Raw genomic sequence first — 17430 nt, 5'->3', positions numbered from 1 at the left:
TTTGTTCGGGCAGTAGGCAGTGCCATGCAGTGTCCCCCAGCTGTAGTCCGGCAGTGAGCGCCTCCGGGACGCGTAGCGCGTTCTGCCGCAAGAGCCGCGCCCGAGGGCGTCCCGCTCAGTCTACTGAAGCAACTGCCACTGCTGCGGGCTTTCGTCCTCCGGCGTCCTTGCGGATGGTCGCGCTGATGACTGCTGCGATGGTGCACATCGCGGCGGCGCCCAGCCAGGCATACGTGTAGTGGCCGGTGGCGTCCCGGATGGCCCCGGCGGCCAGCGCGGCTGCGGCGGCACCGAGCTGGTGCGCCGCGAAGACCCAGCCGAACACCACGCTGCCGTCGGCGCCGAACACCTGGCGGCAGATCGCGGCGGTGGGCGGAACCGTGGCTACCCAGTCCAGCCCGTAGATCACGACGAACACGATCATGCTGGGCTGGACCGAGGAGCCCAGCAGCAGCGGCAGCACCAGGAGCCCGATTCCGCGGAACTGGTAGTACACGGCAAGCAGGATCCGAGGGTTGAACCGGTCGGTCAGCCAGCCCGAGGCGATGGTGCCCAGGATGTCGAAGATCCCGACGACGGCGAGCAGGCCTGCGGCGGTGGTTTCCGGCATGCCGTGGTCGTGGGCGGACGGGATGAAGTGGGTGCCGATGAGTCCGTTCGTCGTAGCGCCGCAGATGGCGAACCCGGCAGCCAGCGCCCAGAATGTGCGCACCCTGCTGGCACGCCTGAGGACCTGCAGTGCCCGGACGGCGGCGTTGCGGCGCGGTTCGGCAGCCTCCCCGGAACCGGCGCTGCTGTTCCCGGCCCCGGCAGGGTCCGCCTCCGTCCTCGCGTCGGCGGCCGGTTCGTCGGCCCCGTAAGGCAACGCCCCGACGTCGGCCGGTGAGTTTTTCAGGAATTTCAGCACCAGCGGAACCACGGCCAGCGCCCCGGCGGCGATGAGCAGCGACGCCTGCCGCCATCCCGGGTCCTGGGCGAGCATCGCGATGAAGGGCAGGAAGACCAGCTGGCCGGCGGCGCTGCCTGCGGTCAGGATGCCGATCACCAGGCCCCGGCTCTTGGTGAACCAGGTGTTGGCGATGGTCGCCGCGAACACCAGCGCCATGGAGCCCGTGCCCAGTCCGATCAGCAGGCCCCAGGTGAGGAGGATCTGCCAGGACTGGTTGACCAGCACGGTCAGGGCGCTGCCGGCGCCGATCAGCCCGAGGGCGACGGCGGTGACGGCCCGGATGCCGAACCGTTCCATGAGGGCCGCGGCGAACGGAGCCGTGAGGCCGAACAGCACCAGGTTGATGCTTACCGCGGACGACAGCACCGTGGTGGACCAGCCGAACTCCTGCTGCAGCGGCACCATGAGCACGCCGGGCGCGGCACGGAACCCGGCGGCACCGACGAGCGCCAGGAACGCCACCGCCGCCACGGCCCACGCCGGGTGAAGGCGCCGCCGTTTCTTCGGCCGCTCCTCGGGATTCTTCGACCCCGCTTCTGGAGTTTTTGTACAGATACCGTCCTCTACGGCCCCTTCAGGGCGCGATACCTGTACGAAAACTCCGGGGTCCTCGGGGGTGGTCATGCGGCTGTTCCTTCTTCTCCGCCGCCTTTTACGCGGGTGGCCGGTTTGTCGGTTGGCTGGGGCGCAGTTGCCAGCGGGAGCGGCGCGCTGCTGCGGGACAGGCTGTGCCAGCTGGTGTTCTCCGCGGTGAGGCGTTCCCCGCATTCGGTGCAGGTGTCAGCCGAGCCCGTGCGCTGCCCGCAGGTGGCGTGGACAACGTACATGTGGGCCTGCTCCGACGGCGCCTGCAAATGCTTTTCGGACCAGATCACGACGGCGTTGAGCACCGGCAGGGCGTCTTCACCTTTGCTGGTGAGGACGTATTCCTGGCGGGTGCGTCCGCCGTCGTCGTAGGGCTGCTTGGCCAGCAGTCCAGACTCCACCAGGGAGGCAAGCCGCCGGGTGAGGACAGAGTCAGCCACCTGGAGGCGCGTTTTCATCGCGTCGAAGCGGCCGTTGCCAAAGAAGACCTCGCGGAGAACCAGCATGCCCCAGGGGTCACCGAAGATGTCCAGGCCGCGGGCCATGCTGCATTTGCGCTGGGACCAGTCGGAGCGGAGAGCCATGCTGCGACCATAGCTGACTTTCTTGAAGAAAGCTAGTCTCTAGCGGTGCTGCCGGATCCCCGTCCGCGAGGGCCGGTACGCGGCGGCCCAGTATACGAGGAGCGCCACACCGCACACCACGCCCAGGCTGGAGACCATCAGCGGCCACTGCGTCTGTGGGTTCACGCCCCACACCTCGGCCCCGGCCGCCATGGCGAGGTCCTTGGGCGCGAGGTAGAAGGCCACGGCCGAGGCCGCCACCACCATCCAGCCGCCCAGCCGCATCAGGCCGGTCCGGGAGGGAACGCGGTGCATGGCGAAGGCCATGGACGGCAGTGCCACCGCGATCCATACCCAGTGATGGGACCACGAGACCGGACTGACCAGGAGCATGAGCACTGCAGTCGCGGACACCGCCACGAAGTTTTCCTCCACGGCCACGGCCCACCTGATCACCAGCGCAGTGAGTCCGGCCAGGGCCAGCGCGAGCACCAGCCAGAGCAGGCTGGTGGATCCCGAGTCCGGCAGTCCGGCGTGGAGCAGCAGCCCCTTCAGCGACAGGTTGTCCACGTACCCCGGATCGCCGATGCGCCCGGTGTTGGGCAGGATTTTGGTCCAGAACGTCACGGACGCCAGCGGCAGGGCGGCCCATGCCACGGCGATGGAGCCGAGGAACCCGGCCGCCATCCAGCACAGGGCCTTGAAGTCACGGCGCACCAGAAAGTACAGACCGAATGCGAGCGGTGTCAGCTTGATCCCGGCAGCGACGCCGATCAGCAGGCCGGCCGGCCAGCGGATCTCACCTGCCCGGGCTTTTCCGTGCAGGGCGAAGTCGGCCAGGATCAGGCCCATCAGGATGATGTTGATCTGCCCGAAGACGAAGGTGTCACGCCACGGTCCCAGCAGCACAATGGCCCCGGTCCCGGCCAGCGCCACGGTCCGGAACCGCCAGTCCGCGAAGGCGTCCCGCCAGCGGGTCATTCCGAAGTAGTGCCGCGCGAGCCAGGCCGAAACCACCGCGGCTCCGCCGAGCGCGGCCCAGATGAAGAGCTGCCCGCTTTGGCCCAGGCTCATGGTGGCCAGGCCGGCGAACAGCAGCGCGGCAAACGGCGGATAGGTGAACGGCAGGCCGTCGCGGGGCGCGTACAGTTCGCTGATGCCGGCCTCGCCGCTCTGCAGCACCTTGGTGCCGCCGTAGTAGTAGACCTCGAAGTCGTTCATGGCCGGGGCGTACCCTGCGTACAGCCACACCAGGGCGAGGACGGCGGCGGCAGCACCGCCCGCCGTCGCGAGCCAGCCAAGGACTTGCCTACGTGCGTTGCCCTTGCCGCCGGTCTCCTGCCGGGTGCCGGCCCCTTCCTGCGTCTGCGGGGAGGCCGTCACTGGATGTGCGTGAAGGCTTGCTCAAGGTCGGCGATGAGGTCCTCGACGTCCTCGATGCCGCAGGAGAGCCGGATCAGGTTCACGGGGACTGCCAGTTCGGTGCCCTTGACCGAGGCGTGGGTCATCTCCGAGGGGTAGTTCATCAGCGATTCGATGCCGCCCAGCGATTCAGCCAGGGTGAAGACCGACGTCGATTCGGCCACCTTGCGCGCGGCGGCCTCGCCGCCCTTGAACTGTACGGAGATCATGCCGCCGAACTTCTTCATCTGCTTCCTGGCCAGCTCGTGGCCGGGGTGTGAGGGCAGGCCCGGGTACAGGACCGCTTCCACCTCGGGCCGCTCGAGGAGCCATTCGGCCACGGCCTGGGCGTTGTCGCTGTGCCGGTCCATGCGCACGCCCAGGGTCTTGAGCCCGCGCGTGGTGAGGAAGGCGTCCATCGGGCCGGAGACGGCACCCACGGCGAACTGCACGAAGCCGATCTTCTCGGCCAGGCCGTCGTCCTTGACCACGATTGCACCGCCCACTACGTCGGAGTGGCCGCCGATGTACTTGGTGGTGGAGTGGACCACGACGTCGGCACCCAGGTCGAGCGGGGTCTGCAGGTAGGGCGACGCGAAGGTGTTGTCGACGATCAGGAGGGCGCCGGCGTCGTGCGCCACCTTGGCGAGTGCCTCGATGTCGGTGATCTTCATCATCGGGTTGGACGGTGTTTCCACCCAGACGAAGCGTGTCTTGTTGGCGGCAACCGCAGCCTGAACGGCGTCGAGGTCGGGCATGTCGACGGGGGTGTTGCCGATCCCCCACTCGCCCAGCACGCGGCTGATCAGCCGGTAGGTTCCGCCGTAGGCGTCGTTGCCGAGCACGATGTGGTCGCCGGGCCGCATCAGGGCGCGGATGAGCGAATCCTCGGCCGCGAGTCCCGAGCTGAAGGAGTAGGCGTGGGTGCCGCCCTCGAGCGCCGCGAGCTGTTCCTGCAGGGCGTCGCGGGTGGGGTTCCCGCCGCGGCCGTATTCATAGCCGTCGCGCAGTCCGCCGATGCCATCCTGGGCGTAGGTGGAGCTGAAGTGCAGCGGCGGAACCACGGCGCCGGTGCGCGGCTCGAAGGCCTGGCCGGCGTGCACGGCACGGGTGTTGAATCCTTGGTTCTCAGAGACAGGCATGGGGATTTCCTTTCGGCGTGAAACCGCTGATCGAGCGTGAAAACCGCTGATCGAGCCAGTCGAGGTCCAGGTTCGACAGGCTCAACCACCGGGTCAGTTGCTGAGGTAGGCGAGGAGGTCGTGGCGGGTCAGGATGCCGATGGGGGCGCCGACGAAGGTCACCATCACGGTGTCGACGTCGGAGAGGAGCTCGCGGGCGGCGGAGATGGTTTCGAGCGAGCCGATCACGGGCAGCCGCTCCCCCATGTGTTCGGAGATCTTGTCCGTCAGCTTTGCCTCGCCACGGAACAGCTTGGACGTGAGGCTCCGCTCGTCCACGGCGCCCAGCACTTCGCCCATGACCACCGGCGGTTCCTGCGACAGGACCGGGATATGGGAGACGCCGAACTCGTTCATGATGTTGATGACGTCGCGGACCGTTTCGTTCGGGTGGATGTGCACCAGCTCCGGGAGTTCCCCGGTCTTGGACTTGAGCACCTCGCCCACTGAGGATTCCTCGCCGCCGGAGAGGAAGCCGTAGGAACGCATCCACTGGTCGTTGAAGATCTTGGCCAGGTAGCCGCGGCCTGAATCCGGCAGGATAACCACCACTACGGCGTCTTCGGGCAGGTCCCTGGCAACCCGCAAGGCAGCCACCACGGCCATGCCGGAGGAGCCGCCCACCAGCAGACCCTCCTCGCGGGCAAGCCGCCGGGTCATCTCAAAGGAGTCGGCGTCGCTGACGGCGAGGACCTGGTCCGGGACCGCCTTGTCGTAGTTGGCGGGCCACATGTCCTCGCCCACGCCCTCAACGAAGTACGGGCGCCCGGTGCCGCCCGAGTAGACAGAGCCTTCGGGATCGGCCCCGATAATCCTGACCCGGCCGCCGTCGGACTCCGGACGGTCCGCCGAGACCTCCTTGAGGTAGCGGCCCGTGCCGGTGATCGTGCCGCCGGTGCCGGCGCCGATGACGCAGTGCGTCACCTTCCCGTCGGTGTCCCGCCAGATCTCGGGGCCGGTGGTCTCGTAGTGGCTGCGCGGCGCCGCGGGGTTGGAGAACTGGTCCGGCTTGTACGCGCCGGGGATCTCGGTGACCAGGCGGTCGGACACGCCGTAGTAGCTCTGCGGGCTGTCAGGTTCGACGGCGGTGGGCGTCACCACCACTTCGGCGCCGTAGGCCTCCAGGACAGCGCGCTTGTCCTCGCCCACCTTGTCCGGGACCACGAAGATGCACTTGTAGCCCTTTTGCTGCGCCACCAGGGCAAGGCCCACGCCGGTGTTCCCGGACGTGGGCTCGATGATGGTGCCGCCGGGCTTGAGCTTGCCGTCGCGCTCGGCTTCCTCGACCATTTTCGCTGCGATCCGGTCCTTGATGGATCCGCCGGGGTTCACGTATTCCAGCTTCACCAGGACGGTGGCCTTGATGCCCTCGGTGACGTGATTGAGCTTGATCAGCGGGGTGTTGCCGATGAGGTCCAGGACAGACTGGGCGTACTTCATGGGTACCAACTTACCGTCTTGGACCGCGCGGTTGTCCCGGCTGCGTCCGGCGCGAAGATTGCGCGGTGAGGCCCCGCGAATACCGAAGAATATGCGGAGCGATCTTCTGCCGGGCGCCCCTGCGGCTGTTTCTGCCATGCTCGCGGCCGGGTTCCCGGTCAGCCGGTAGCACCGCCGGCATCAGCGGGAAGGTTCTCCCACAGCCCCAGGATATTGCCCTCGGTGTCCTTGAAGTACGCGTAGTGGCCCATGCCCGGGATGGTCTCCTTCGGCTTCACCACCGAACCGCCCAGCTGCTCAACCGTGCGCAGCGTCGCGTCGATGTCCTCAACGTCCACGGTGATGACGGGCGAGGTCAGCTCGCCGTCCCTGGCCATCATGCCGCCATTGATGGCGCCCGGCTCGGTGGGCCTGCCGCTCTTTTCGTCCATCGGCGTGGTGATCACCACGTTGTAGTCCATCTCCGGCATGGGGTCGATCCGCCAGCCGAGGGCCTGATTGTAGAAGTTTCTCGCCCGGTCCTGGTCGTCCGCGGGGATTTCGAAATGCACTACTCCACCCATTGCGATCACCTACAACTCGAAGAAAGTAGCGCGGCCGACCCGCGCCACACAGGGGATTGTAGTCCTGCCGAAGGCGCGGGATAAGGGCCCCGGACAAGCTTGCCGGCAGCCCGGCGGCAGGTTTGTCAGCACGGCGTGGGACGATGTTTGCATGACCATTGCTGACGCCCCTGCCCGGCTGGCAGCCGCGGCGGACGCGTCCCTCAGGTGGCATCCGGGCGGCCCGTATGACCTGCACCGGACCCTGGGCATTCTGATGCGCGGCAACGGCGACCCCTCCTTCTCCTCGCGGCCGGACGGGCTGTGGATGGCGTTCACGACGCCTGAGGGCCCGGTGACGCTGCGGCTCACCCTGACGGATGAACGCGCCGGCGGCAGGCCCGGAGACCGGGCCGCTGTTGGCCCATGTGTCGATGCCCAGGCCTGGGGTCCCGGGTCAGGCGCCGCCGTCGCAGTCGTTCCGCGGCTCCTCGGCGGGGCAGACGACTGGTCCGCGTTTGACGAGCCTTCCTTCGCAGCGACACTCCCGCACATGGTCCGTGAAGCCCGGCGCCGGAACCCAGACGTCCGTCTTCCTTCCACCGGGCGGATGGTTGACTCGCTCGTGCCCACCATTCTGGAGCAGAAGGTCACCGTTATTGAGGCGCGGCGGGGTTTCCGCTACCTGATGTACCGACACGGAACGGCCGCCCCGGGCTCCGGCACCATCGCGCCTCCCGGACTGCTGGTCCGGCCCACCGCCGAGGGGTGGCTCCGCATTCCGTCCTGGGAGTGGCACAAGGCGGGGGTCGGCCCGCAGCGCTCGGCGACCGTGATGCGCGCCCTGCGCTCCGCCGTCGCGCTTGAACGGCTGGCCTGCCTCCCCGCGGCGGAAGCAGCCGCCAAGATGCAGACCATCCCGGGAATCGGGGTGTGGACGGCCGCCGAGGTGGTGCAGCGGACGCACGGCTGCCCCGACTCCATCGCGGTGGGCGATTACCACCTGGCTGCATACGTTGGCGCGGCCCTGACCGGACGGCGGACGGACGACGCCGGCATGCTGGCTCTGCTGGAACCGTGGACAGGGCACCGGCAGCGGGTGGTTCGTATGCTCGGCCTGAGCGGCTTCCGTAAGCCCACCTTCGGTCCGCGGATGACCATCCAGGACCACCGCGGCCACTGAATCCGCTCCCCAGACTGAGCGCGAACGGACAGTTAAGCCCCGGCTGCCGGGCCACAGGTGTACGTTCGCGCCCAACAGCCGGGGACCCAAGTGTGCGTTCGCGCTAGAGGCCCAGCCGGGCGACGGCTTCCTCGCGCATCTCCACCTTGCGGACCTTCCCGGACACCGTCATGGGGAAGCTGTCGCGCACGTCGACGTAGCGGGGCACCTTGTAGTGCGCCAGCTTGCCGCGGCAGAACTCGGCCACCGCCGCCGCGTCCAGCGGTTCGGCCCCGGGCTTGAGGATGATGCAGGCCATGAGCTCCTCGCCGTACCTGGCATCGGGCACCCCGATCACCTGCACATCCTGGATCGACGGATGCGTGTAGAGGAACTCCTCGATCTCGCGCGGGTAAATGTTCTCGCCGCCGCGGATCACCATGTCCTTCATCCGGCCCTCGATCACCACGTACCCGTCGTCGTCCATGCGCGCCAGGTCGCCGGTGTGCATCCAGCCGTCGGCGTCGATGGCCTCGGCCGTCTTGTCCGGCTGGTTCCAGTACCCCTGCATGACGGCGTAGCCGCGGGTGCACAGTTCACCGATCACGCCGCGCTCCACCACTTCCCCGGCCAGGTCCACGATCTTGCTTTCCAGCCGCGGCATGGTGCGCCCCACGGTTTCCGTCCGATGCTGCAGCGTGTCCCCGCCGCGGGTCATGGTGGACACCGGCGACGTCTCCGTCATGCCGTAGCAGATGGCCACGTCCTTCATGTTCATCTCGGAAATCACCCGGTTCATCACCTCAATGGGGCACAGCGAGCCGGCCATCACCCCGGTGCGGAGCGTGGAGAGGTCGTACGAGGCGAAGTCGGGCAGTGCGAGCTCGGCGATGAACATGGTGGGAACCCCGTACAGGGCGGTGCCGCCGAAATCCTGCACCGCCTCCAGTGCGGCGGCCGGCGTGAACCCGCGTCCCGGGATAATCGTCGCCGCACCATGGCTCAGCGCGTTCAGGTTGCCGATCACCATCCCGAAGCAGTGGTAGAACGGCACCGGAATCACCACCCGGTCGTGCTCGGTGTAGTTGAGCAGCTCGCCGATGGAGTACCCGTTGTTGAGAATGTTGTGGTGCGTCAGCGTGGCGCCCTTGGGGAAGCCCGTGGTTCCGGACGTGTACTGCAGGTTGATGGGATCGTGCGGGTCGAGGCCCGCCATGCGGGCCTTCAGTTCGGAATGCCCGACGGCGTCCGCCTGCTTGAGCAGCTCGGCGTACGTCAGCTCCTGCTCACCGACCGGGACTCCGGCGTCGAGCCCTTCCATATCGAAGTCCGGCAGGAACACCAGCTCACGGAGGTCGGGGCAGCCGGCGAGCGCCTGGCGTGCCATTCCCACGTAGTCGCTGTTCCGGTCCGACGGCGCCGTGACCAGCATCCGCATGCCGTTCTGCTTCACTACGAACTCCAGCTCGTGGCTGCGGTAGGACGGATTCACGTTGACCAGGACCGCCCCGATCTTCGCCGTGGCGTACTGCAGGATGGTCCATTCCGCGCAGTTCGGGCTCCAGATGCCGACCCGCTCCCCCTTCACGACGCCCAGGGCGAGGAGTGCACGGGCCAGGCGGTCGACGTCGTCGTTCAGCTTGGTGTAACTCCACCGGCGGGCGTCCGCCCCCGGCACGGCGGCCGCCTCGATCAGTGCGTCATGCAGGGGGAACTGCGCCACCACGCGCTCAAAGTTCTCGCCGATGGTTTCCTCGAGCAGGGGGACGTCCGCGTCCCCGGCGGTGTAAGCGCGCATGATGGCACGCTATCAAGCAGCCCGGTGCTAGAGAAGCAAGACGGCCGACCGGTTCGGTGTAACAGGTCCGGGCACGCCGTTGAGGGCCGGTATTGTGAAATCCATGAGTGCACCCATCGACCTGCAGGCCACGTTCATCCCCAACGACGGCGAGTTCTTCCGCGTGAAGCTCGCTCTGGAAATCGCCATTGACGAGGTAGTCAACGAGCCCGGCTGCATCCGCTACGAGCTCACCGAGGCGACGGAGGAGAAGCTGGTTCTGACCGAGCGGTGGGAATCCGAAGAGGCCCTCGACGCGCACTCCAAGGGCATCGCCCTGCAGGACCTGAATGAATCCCTCAGCGCCCTCCTGGCCGAACCGGTCCAGGTGGAACGCCTCTAGTCCCCCACACCAAAACGACGTGGACCCACGCCCGCAGGTTTTCCTGGCGGCGTGGGCCCACGTTGCTGTTTAAGGAACGCTTGGATTAACGAGCGCCTGGAAGTCAGCCGTCTTTAGAAGTCGGGGATCTGCGAGCCGTCCTGGGGCCCGGCAGTCTTCGCGCTGTTGCCGGCCGCTGCGGCGGCCTCGGCCTGGGAGCGGGCCACGTGCGCGTGGACTTCCTCCATGTCGAGCGCCTTCACGGCGTCGATGACCTGCTCGAGCTGCGGGGCGGCCAGCGCACCCGGCTGCGAGAAGACGAGCACCTTCTCGCGGAATGCCATCAGCGTGGGGATCGAGGAGATGCCCGCCTCCGCTGCCAGCTGCTGCTCGGCCTCGGTGTCCACTTTCGCGAAGACGACGTCCGGGTGCTTCTCAGACACCGCGGAGTACGTGGGAGCAAACTGGCGGCACGGGCCACACCATTCAGCCCAGAAGTCCACCAGGACAATGTCGTTGCCCTCGATGGTCGATGCGAACTGTTCACCTGTGATGTCAACGGTAGCCATGGTTCAACCGTACGCGAGGCGTGTCCGTAAGTCCCGCGCGCGGGAGCCTTGTTCGCTCCCCGCGTCACCGGGAATATTCTGCGCCCGCCACTCGGGCTCAGGCACCCTGGGCAGTCTGCACTCCACGGCGCTCCACGCGAAACCTGCGGCTAATGCGGCAAAACAAGTGCCCTCTCCCGGAAAAACAGGTATTCCCTACTCGTGCGGGGCCCTGCCGTGCTTCCTACACTCGAATCAGGGCTGGGGCCGGCACGTTAGCGAGCAGCGTGCACCACTCATGAATAGCGGTCATGCGCCCCATATGCCCCGCTTCCGCCCTTGGGCCCGAGCGCCTCCTGTGTCTGCGCGTCACCGTCCGCCGCGCACCCGGAAACCCGCCTGCGCACGAAGCAAAGGTCGGCCATGAACCAACAGGAGACGCCAGATCCCCAGAAGGCGTCTGGCCTCGACAACGATCAGCGGCGCCTTCCCCCGGCGCTGAGCACACCGGAGCCGGAAAGCTACGTCAGCCCTGTCCGGGGCCGGCATGCACCGCTGGCCGGCAGGCCCGCTGCCCGGCTGCTGCTCATTTCTGCTGCCGTGTCCGCCGCTCTGTTGGCGGCGTCGGCGGGCGTCAGTGCGCTGGTGGCGTCCGACGGCGGGAACCCGGCTGCCGCCGTCGGCCAACCGGCCGCCGTCGAACAGCCCGCACCCGCGACGTCGTCCGCGGCAGCCGCCGCACCGGCAGCCGCCGCACCGGCCGCCAGCGTGCCGGCCGCCAGCGTGCCGGCTGCCAGTGTGCCGGCCAAGGCTGTGGCCGCGGCACCCGCCACCACGGCGCAGGCCAAAGCTCCGTCGAAGCCAACTGCCAAGCCGCCAACCAAGGCGACAGTAAAGGCGCCCCTGAAAACCGCAACTGTCCGCAAGGTTGCGCCGGCCCCTGCGCCCAAGCCCACCACCTACCGGGTGGCTGCCGGCGACACGGTCAGTTCCATCGCGGCACGCTTCAACGTCAGCACCGGCGGTGTGCTGGCAGCCAATGGCCTTGGCCCCAGCTCCGTCATTGTTCCGGGCCAGGTGCTCAAGCTCAGCGGCCCCGCGTTGTCCGCACCGGCTCCCGCTCCGGCCCCAGCGCCCGCACCGGTTCCTGCACCGGCACCCGCTCCTGCGGTGCGGACCATCTATGTGGCTGGCGCCGGCGGCCAGGCGATGGTGGACAGCTGCATCGGGCCCATCCACTTCACGCCCACCGACGGATACTCGCTCTTCATCACCGAGCACGACTTCTGTGGCGGCTGGGCCCGGTTCTCAGGAATCAGCGTCGGTGAGCGCGTCGACCTCCCGGGCTACGGCTCGTACCGGGTCTCGGCCCGGGGCCAGGTGCCGAACCCCGGCACCACCAACGACGTCGCCGCGGTGTTCGGCGGGTTCCCCCGGGCAGTCCTGCAGACCTGCATTCCGGGCACCACCCAGATGCTAGTCATCGCGCTCAACTGACGGCGCCGATGAATCCTTCCGTAGCCTGGCCGGGCTTTGCTCTACACTCGAAGTCAGTCCTACCGGGCGTAACCGCAGCAGCACACATCGCACCCCAATGACGGGAGGCACACCATGCGCCGCAGTCGTCTTATCGCTGGAACGTCCGCTTTCCTCCTGGGCGTTGCTGGTCTCTGGGCCGTGTCCCTCGCTTTCGGCAGTGGTGACAACGGTGAGGGGGTGCCACAACCAACTGCGACTCAGGCTGCGCCACGCCCACCGTTACCCACCGAGACCGCCGTACGTTCTGGTGACGTGAGGATCGCTGCTGTCGGTGACATGAACGGCGAGAACTCGTTTGCCCGCGATAGCCCGTCCGGGCGGAACGGAGCGGCGATCACTGCGCTCGTGCAGAACAAGCAGATTGACGCGTTCCTGGGGCTCGGGGACTTCCAGTACGACACCCCGTACTGCGCTGACTACGTGAAGTACTGGACGCCGCTTTGGGGTGGCACAAAACCCAAGCTGTACTGGGTGTCCGCACCTAACCATGACTGGCAACCCGGACGGAACGAAGACCTCGACAACTTTATGAACGGCCAATGCCCCGGTGCCTCCGCGAAGGCTGCAATCAACCAGGAGCGTGGGTTCATCAGGAACGGGCAACCGTACTCGAAGGACTTCGGAAACTGGCACTTCGCGTTCCTTTCGTCCGCGCACTGGCGGTACAGCCCGACACAGGCGCAGACGTTGACGGCGTGGCTGGACAAAGACCTCGCCGCCGCGCGGGCCGCGGGTAAGCACCTGGCGGTCGTGCACCACGACCCGTACTTCACGTCGGACACCGCCGGACATCGCCGGTCCACTGACCTCAAACCGTGGATCGACGTCATGTGGAAGCACCGGGTGCGGCTCACCCTGTCAGGCTCACAACACAACTACGAACGCTCATGTCCGGTCAACAACGCCGACCAGTGCGTCGGTGACGGGATGACTGCGTTCCAGGTTTCCACGGGAGGTATCGGTCTCCGATCCTTCACTAGCAGTCCGCCGTACATCGTGAAGCGGTTCAGCGACACTCACGGTTTCCTCAGGATGACACTCCGCGCCAACGGGTCTTTCGACTGGAACTTTGTTCCAACGTCCGGGTCTGGCACGGACGCAGGCACCCGTCCCGCACCGTAGTAAGAGCCAGCGCAAAGAGGGAGAGCCACCGCTTCTTCCTGCCGGCCGCATTCTTCCTCCGATTGAGGGCATGAAAAAACCCGCCCTTCCTACCTATTGGTAGGTCAGACGGGTCTTCCCGTGGGTGGCAGATGAGGGATTCGAACCCCCGTAGGCGTTGCCAGCTGATTTACAGTCAGCCCCCTTTGGCCGCTCGGGTAATCTGCCGAACTTCAAAAGAAGATCACCACGGCTTTGTTTCCATCACCGCGGCAAGACAACCTTACAGAACTTCTGCCGAAGAATAAAATCGGGGATCCGCAGTCCCGAAATCCGCGGAAAATCAGGCTTCGCCAAGGATCCGGCCGGCAAGCTTGGCCTCAAACCGCAGCGCCTGCTCCTCGGTGATTTGGTTGAGCTGCACTGCCCGCTGGAGATCCGCCTGCACTCCCTCCAGCCGGGTCGACGCGTCAGCTACGGGGCTGAGAATGATGGATGCCGCCACGGCAGCGGCGGCCACGGAGGAGGCGGCGGTGGCGATGGTCCCGGCGGCTGCGGCGGTGGACCTGGTGACGTAGCGGACGGCCTTATGGGTCATTGCTTTCCTTCCGAGCGGCTTCCAACTGCTACAACTGTGGGCGCCGAAACTTCGTTCCCGCCATGACTCGGCTATGAGTGAACTGTGAATGGCGCCCACCTTCACATCCTTGCCATCCGTACTACGCTGGAATCCAGATATCACACCCTGCCCGGAGCCTCACCGCCCGGGCGACGCATGCACCAGCAAAGGAGAGTCATGGCAGGCGAGTCCACATTCGACGTCGTAAGCAAGGTAGACAAGCAGGAGGTGGCCAACGCGCTGAACCAGGCGCAGAAGGAACTCGCCCAGCGGTACGACTTCAAGGGCGTCGGTGCCGAGGTCGACTTCAGCGGCGAAAAGATCCTGATGAAGGCGAACTCAGAGGAGCGCGTCCTGGCTGTCCTTGACGTGCTGCAGTCCAAGCTCATCCGCCGCGGCATCTCACTCAAGTCCCTGGACACCGGCGAGCCCTACGCATCCGGCAAGGAATACCGGCTGGAGGCCTCCATCAAGGAAGGCATCGCACAGGACCTCGCCAAGAAGATCAACAAGCTCATCCGCGACGAGGCCCCGAAGTCCGTCAAGTCCCAGATCCAGGGCGATGAACTCCGCGTCACGTCCAAGTCCCGCGACGATCTGCAGGCCACCATGGCACTGCTGAAGGACTTCGACGAGGCAGACCTGCAGTTCGTCAACTTCCGCAGCTAGGAAACTTCCGCAGCTCCCGCCGACCGCACACCGCACACGCGTCGACCCGGAAACGGTCTCGCGACGCGCCAACGGGCTGCCGACACTGGAATTCGGGTGTCGGCAGCCCGTTAGCGCGTCATGGGCAACGTTCCGTGTCGCGACGAAAGGACAGAGCATGAAGTTCGCGGTCACCCCTGAACCGTGGGACGCCGAGGACGGGGCGAGGCTCCGCAGCATGCAGCGGAGTGAACTGGACGCCCGCTACGGCAGCGACGACCACGAGCCGGGTTCCGCGCCCAGCGCCGAGGACATCACCGTGTTCCTGGTGGCCCGGAACCACGAGGGGACAGCCATCGCCTGCGGCGCCCTGCGCCGGCTGGACGCCGCATCGGCTGAGATCAAGAGGATGTTCGTGCTGCCCCACCACCGCGGAAGCGGAGCCGCCACGGCGGTTTTGCGAAGCCTGGAAGCCGAGGCCGCCCGCCTGGGCCTGAGCGAGCTCAAGCTGGAAACCGGCACAGCCCAGCCCGACGCCATCCGCTTCTACGAGCGCGAGGGCTACCGCCTGATCGACAACTTCGGGCCCTACGAGGGCGAGCCGCTGTCCGTCTGCTACGCCCGCTCGCTGGTCTGATGACGCGCAACTGATCAGGCGACGCGCAACTTTCCGCTCGCTAAGGGTATTCCAGCCGCGCCGGGCATTATGCGCGTCGCATGGTGCGGTGCGCGTCGCAGGGTACGACGGCGGCCGTCAGCCGAGCGGCCGGCCCGCCATCCGCTCAAGGCGGCTGATGCGGTCCTGCATCGGCGGGTGCGTCGCGAACAGCTTGCTGAGCCCGCCGCCGCGGAAGGGGTTGGCGATCATCAGGTGCGAGGCGTTGACCAGCCGCTGGTCCGGCGGGAGCGGTGCGGCCTGGACGCCCTGGTGGATCTTGCGCAGGGCGGAGGCGAGTGCCAGCGGATCGCCGGTGAGCTGCGAACCGTCCTCGTCGGCGTCGTACTCCCGGGTACGGGAGATGGCCACCTGGATCAGTGAGGCTGCCAGCGGTGCCAGCAGCGCCATGGCGATGAGGGCCAGCGGGTTCGAATTACGCCTGTCCCCGCCGCCAAAGAACAGCAGCATCTGCCCCACCGAGGTGATGACGCCGGCAACCGCCGCGGCCACGGACGAGGTCAGGATGTCACGGTTGTAGACGTGCATGAGCTCGTGGCCGAGGACACCTCGAAGTTCCCGTGGGGTGAGAAGCTGCAGGATCCCCTCCGTGCAGCAGACCGCCGCGTTCTGCGGGTTCCGCCCGGTGGCGAAGGCGTTGGGCGCCATGGTGGGCGAGACGTAAATCCGCGGCATCGGCTGGTTCGCACGGACGGAGAGCTCCCGGACCATCTGGTACAGCTGCGGTGCCTGGGCTTCGGTGACGGGGTAGGCCTGCATGGAGCGTAGTGCGATCTTGTCGCTGTTCCAGTAGCCGTAGGCCGTGGTCCCCACGCCGATCAGCGCCATGATCAGGATCGGGGCCGAGCTGCGGGTATTGGCGGCGATGAGGGCGCCCAGGCCCAGCAGGATCGCCCACAGCACGCCGAACAGCGCCGCCGTTTTCAGTCCGTTGTGGTGATTGTGCAATTTTTCCTCCACAGCTCAGAAGTCGGAACCGGCACCTCCGCTACGGAACGGGATTCCGCGCGTCGTACTTCAGGAAGCCGGATTGCCACCGCGCCACCATCCAGGCCCCCACGATGCACAGGAGGCCGCCGAGCAGCAGGACCCAGCCCTCACTAAGAATTTTAGTGCCGCCGCCTGCCAGCATGTCGCCCAGCCTCGGCCCGCCGGCGACCACCACAATGAAGACTCCCTGAAGCCGGCCGCGCAGGTGGTCGGGGGTCGCGGCCTGCAGGATAGTGGTGCGGAAGACTGCACTCACCGAGTCCGCAATGCCCGCCAGGCCGCAGCATATCGCCGCCGGAACCAGCCAGAAGGTCACGCCGCCGGAGCCGGACCGCCCGGCCAGCACCACCACGAGGCCGAACGCAGCAAAAGAAGCGCCCCAGCCCATGACCGACCACACCACCGCGGTCCCCTGCCGCCGCACCGCGCCGAGCGGCCCGGAAAAGAGGCCGGCGAGGAAGGCGCCCACCGCGACGGACGCCAGCAGGACGCCCACCGTGGTTTCCCCGCCGCCGATCATGAGGGCGCCGATGGCGGGTAGCAGCGCCCGCGGCTGGGCGAGGATCATGGCGATGAGGTCGAGGATAAACGTCATCCGCAGGTTGGGCCGCGTACCCAGGAACCGGAATCCCTCCACCACGGACCGCATACCGGCCCGGCCCGCCGCCTCGCCAGGCGGCATGGGAGGGAGTTTCAGCAGGGCCCAGAAGGCAAAGACGAAGCTGACGACGTCCAGCGTGTAGGTCCACCCGAAGCCGACGCTGGCCACCAGGACACCGGCGAGCAGCGGCCCCGCCGTCATGGACAGCCCGAACGTCACCATGTTCAGTGCGTTGGCGGCCGGCAGGAGCTCTTTCCGCAACAGCGCGGGAATGATGGCGCTGCGGGCAGGCTGGTTGATCGCCTGGGCACCGCTCTGCACGGCCACGAGGGCGTACAGCAGCCACACATTGCCCACCTGCAGCCACGCCTGGAGGGCGAGCCCGCCGGTGGTCAGCCACAGCACTGCGGACGACAGAAGAGCCACCGTCCGGCGGTCGTGGGAGTCGGCGATTGATCCGCCCAGCAGTCCGCCCAGCACCAGTGGCACCAGGGCAAAGATGCTGAGCAGCCCGACGTACAGGCTGTCCTGGGTGAGCCGGTATACCTCCAGGCCGACCGCCACGAGGGTGAGCTGGCTGCCCACATTGGAGACCGCCGACCCCAGCCACAGCCGCCGGAAGTCAGGGCTCTCGCGCAGCGGAGTGATGTCAGCCAGAAGTTTTCCCACCCGGCAACTCTAGTCTCAGCAGGAACTTAGCCTCGCCTTATTGTGATCTAGTCAAAA

General features: G+C 67.1%; 17 protein-coding genes and 1 tRNA gene. 6 read left to right on the top strand and 12 right to left on the bottom strand.

The features are described 5' to 3' along the window. Positions 1-115: 115 nt before the first annotated feature. The 6 genes from ARGLB_RS15590 to ARGLB_RS15565 all read right to left on the bottom strand — a co-directional run bounded on the left by ARGLB_RS15590 (position 116) and on the right by ARGLB_RS15565 (position 6682). A complete protein-coding gene (locus tag ARGLB_RS15590; protein WP_003804284.1) occupies positions 116-1573 on the bottom strand; it encodes an MFS transporter in 1458 nt (485 codons plus the stop codon). After that, complete coding sequence (locus ARGLB_RS15585; protein ID WP_003804282.1) at positions 1570-2118, bottom strand: winged helix-turn-helix transcriptional regulator; 549 nt, start codon at positions 2116-2118, stop codon at positions 1570-1572. Before ARGLB_RS15585 ends, ARGLB_RS15590 begins: the two co-directional genes overlap by 4 nt. A 39-nt stretch (positions 2119-2157) precedes the next feature. Then, positions 2158-3480 (bottom strand): glycosyltransferase 87 family protein, encoded by a 1323-nt coding sequence (locus tag ARGLB_RS15580; protein ID WP_003804280.1) that lies wholly within the window; start codon positions 3478-3480, stop codon positions 2158-2160. Then, on the bottom strand, positions 3477-4640 hold the full coding sequence (locus ARGLB_RS15575; protein WP_003804276.1) for a cystathionine gamma-synthase: 1164 nt from the start codon (positions 4638-4640) through the stop codon (positions 3477-3479). The genes ARGLB_RS15580 and ARGLB_RS15575 overlap by 4 nt, the downstream gene beginning before the upstream one ends. A gap of 93 nt (positions 4641-4733) precedes the next feature. After that, positions 4734-6119, bottom strand: a complete 1386-nt coding sequence (locus tag ARGLB_RS15570; RefSeq protein ID WP_003804274.1) for a cystathionine beta-synthase — start codon at positions 6117-6119, stop codon at positions 4734-4736. A gap of 158 nt (positions 6120-6277) precedes the next feature. After that, a complete protein-coding gene (locus ARGLB_RS15565) occupies positions 6278-6682 on the bottom strand; it encodes a VOC family protein (RefSeq protein ID WP_003804272.1) in 405 nt (134 codons plus the stop codon). Positions 6683-6833: 151 nt separating this feature from the next. Here ARGLB_RS15565 and ARGLB_RS15560 point away from each other — a divergent pair, with 151 nt between their 5' ends. Further along, positions 6834-7844: a DNA-3-methyladenine glycosylase family protein gene (locus ARGLB_RS15560; RefSeq protein WP_003804270.1), complete on the top strand. Its 1011-nt coding sequence runs from the start codon at positions 6834-6836 to the stop codon at positions 7842-7844. 103 nt (positions 7845-7947) lie between these two features. Here the strand turns inward: ARGLB_RS15560 and ARGLB_RS15555 are convergent, their stop codons facing one another. After that, positions 7948-9621: an AMP-binding protein gene (locus tag ARGLB_RS15555; RefSeq protein ID WP_003804268.1), complete on the bottom strand. Its 1674-nt coding sequence runs from the start codon at positions 9619-9621 to the stop codon at positions 7948-7950. 103 nt (positions 9622-9724) lie between these two features. Here ARGLB_RS15555 and ARGLB_RS15550 point away from each other — a divergent pair, with 103 nt between their 5' ends. Continuing rightward, positions 9725-10003: a putative quinol monooxygenase gene (locus ARGLB_RS15550; protein WP_003804267.1), complete on the top strand. Its 279-nt coding sequence runs from the start codon at positions 9725-9727 to the stop codon at positions 10001-10003. Positions 10004-10116: 113 nt separating this feature from the next. Here ARGLB_RS15550 and ARGLB_RS15545 read toward each other — a convergent pair whose 3' ends face one another. Then, positions 10117-10551 carry a thioredoxin family protein gene (locus ARGLB_RS15545; protein WP_003804265.1) on the bottom strand — a complete coding sequence of 145 codons (435 nt, stop codon included), beginning with the start codon at positions 10549-10551 and terminating at the stop codon, positions 10117-10119. A 402-nt stretch (positions 10552-10953) separates the two neighbouring features. Between ARGLB_RS15545 and ARGLB_RS15540 the strand changes: the two genes are divergently transcribed. Beyond that, on the top strand, positions 10954-12027 hold the full coding sequence (locus ARGLB_RS15540; protein WP_003804262.1) for a LysM peptidoglycan-binding domain-containing protein: 1074 nt from the start codon (positions 10954-10956) through the stop codon (positions 12025-12027). A gap of 294 nt (positions 12028-12321) precedes the next feature. Next, positions 12322-13191 (top strand): metallophosphoesterase family protein, encoded by an 870-nt coding sequence (locus ARGLB_RS15535; protein ID WP_245531546.1) that lies wholly within the window; start codon positions 12322-12324, stop codon positions 13189-13191. 125 nt (positions 13192-13316) lie between these two features. Here the strand turns inward: ARGLB_RS15535 and ARGLB_RS15530 are convergent. Both ARGLB_RS15530 and ARGLB_RS15525 read right to left on the bottom strand, forming a co-directional pair. Then, positions 13317-13398, bottom strand: a tRNA-Tyr gene (locus ARGLB_RS15530). A 115-nt stretch (positions 13399-13513) separates the two neighbouring features. After that, positions 13514-13768, bottom strand: coding sequence for a hypothetical protein (locus ARGLB_RS15525; RefSeq protein WP_003804258.1), 255 nt, complete (start codon positions 13766-13768; stop codon positions 13514-13516). 198 nt (positions 13769-13966) lie between these two features. Here ARGLB_RS15525 and ARGLB_RS15520 point away from each other — a divergent pair, with 198 nt between their 5' ends. Together ARGLB_RS15520 and ARGLB_RS15515 are read left to right on the top strand one after the other, a co-directional pair. Continuing rightward, on the top strand, positions 13967-14458 hold the full coding sequence (locus tag ARGLB_RS15520; RefSeq protein WP_003804256.1) for a YajQ family cyclic di-GMP-binding protein: 492 nt from the start codon (positions 13967-13969) through the stop codon (positions 14456-14458). 157 nt (positions 14459-14615) lie between these two features. Beyond that, positions 14616-15074: a GNAT family N-acetyltransferase gene (locus ARGLB_RS15515; protein WP_003804251.1), complete on the top strand. Its 459-nt coding sequence runs from the start codon at positions 14616-14618 to the stop codon at positions 15072-15074. 117 nt (positions 15075-15191) lie between these two features. Here the strand turns inward: ARGLB_RS15515 and htpX are convergent, their stop codons facing one another. Both htpX and ARGLB_RS15505 read right to left on the bottom strand, forming a co-directional pair. Next, entirely contained in the window at positions 15192-16061 is an 870-nt protein-coding gene (gene htpX, locus ARGLB_RS15510; protein ID WP_003804248.1) for a zinc metalloprotease HtpX, read from the bottom strand. A 40-nt stretch (positions 16062-16101) separates the two neighbouring features. Then, positions 16102-17373, bottom strand: coding sequence for an MFS transporter (locus tag ARGLB_RS15505; protein ID WP_003804246.1), 1272 nt, complete (start codon positions 17371-17373; stop codon positions 16102-16104). Positions 17374-17430: the final 57 nt, after the last annotated feature.

The organism is Arthrobacter globiformis NBRC 12137, assembly GCF_000238915.1.
GTDB lineage: Bacteria > Actinomycetota > Actinomycetes > Actinomycetales > Micrococcaceae > Arthrobacter > Arthrobacter globiformis.
Note: the sequence above shows the minus strand (reverse complement) of the source record. Positions and strands in the feature narration are given on the sequence as shown.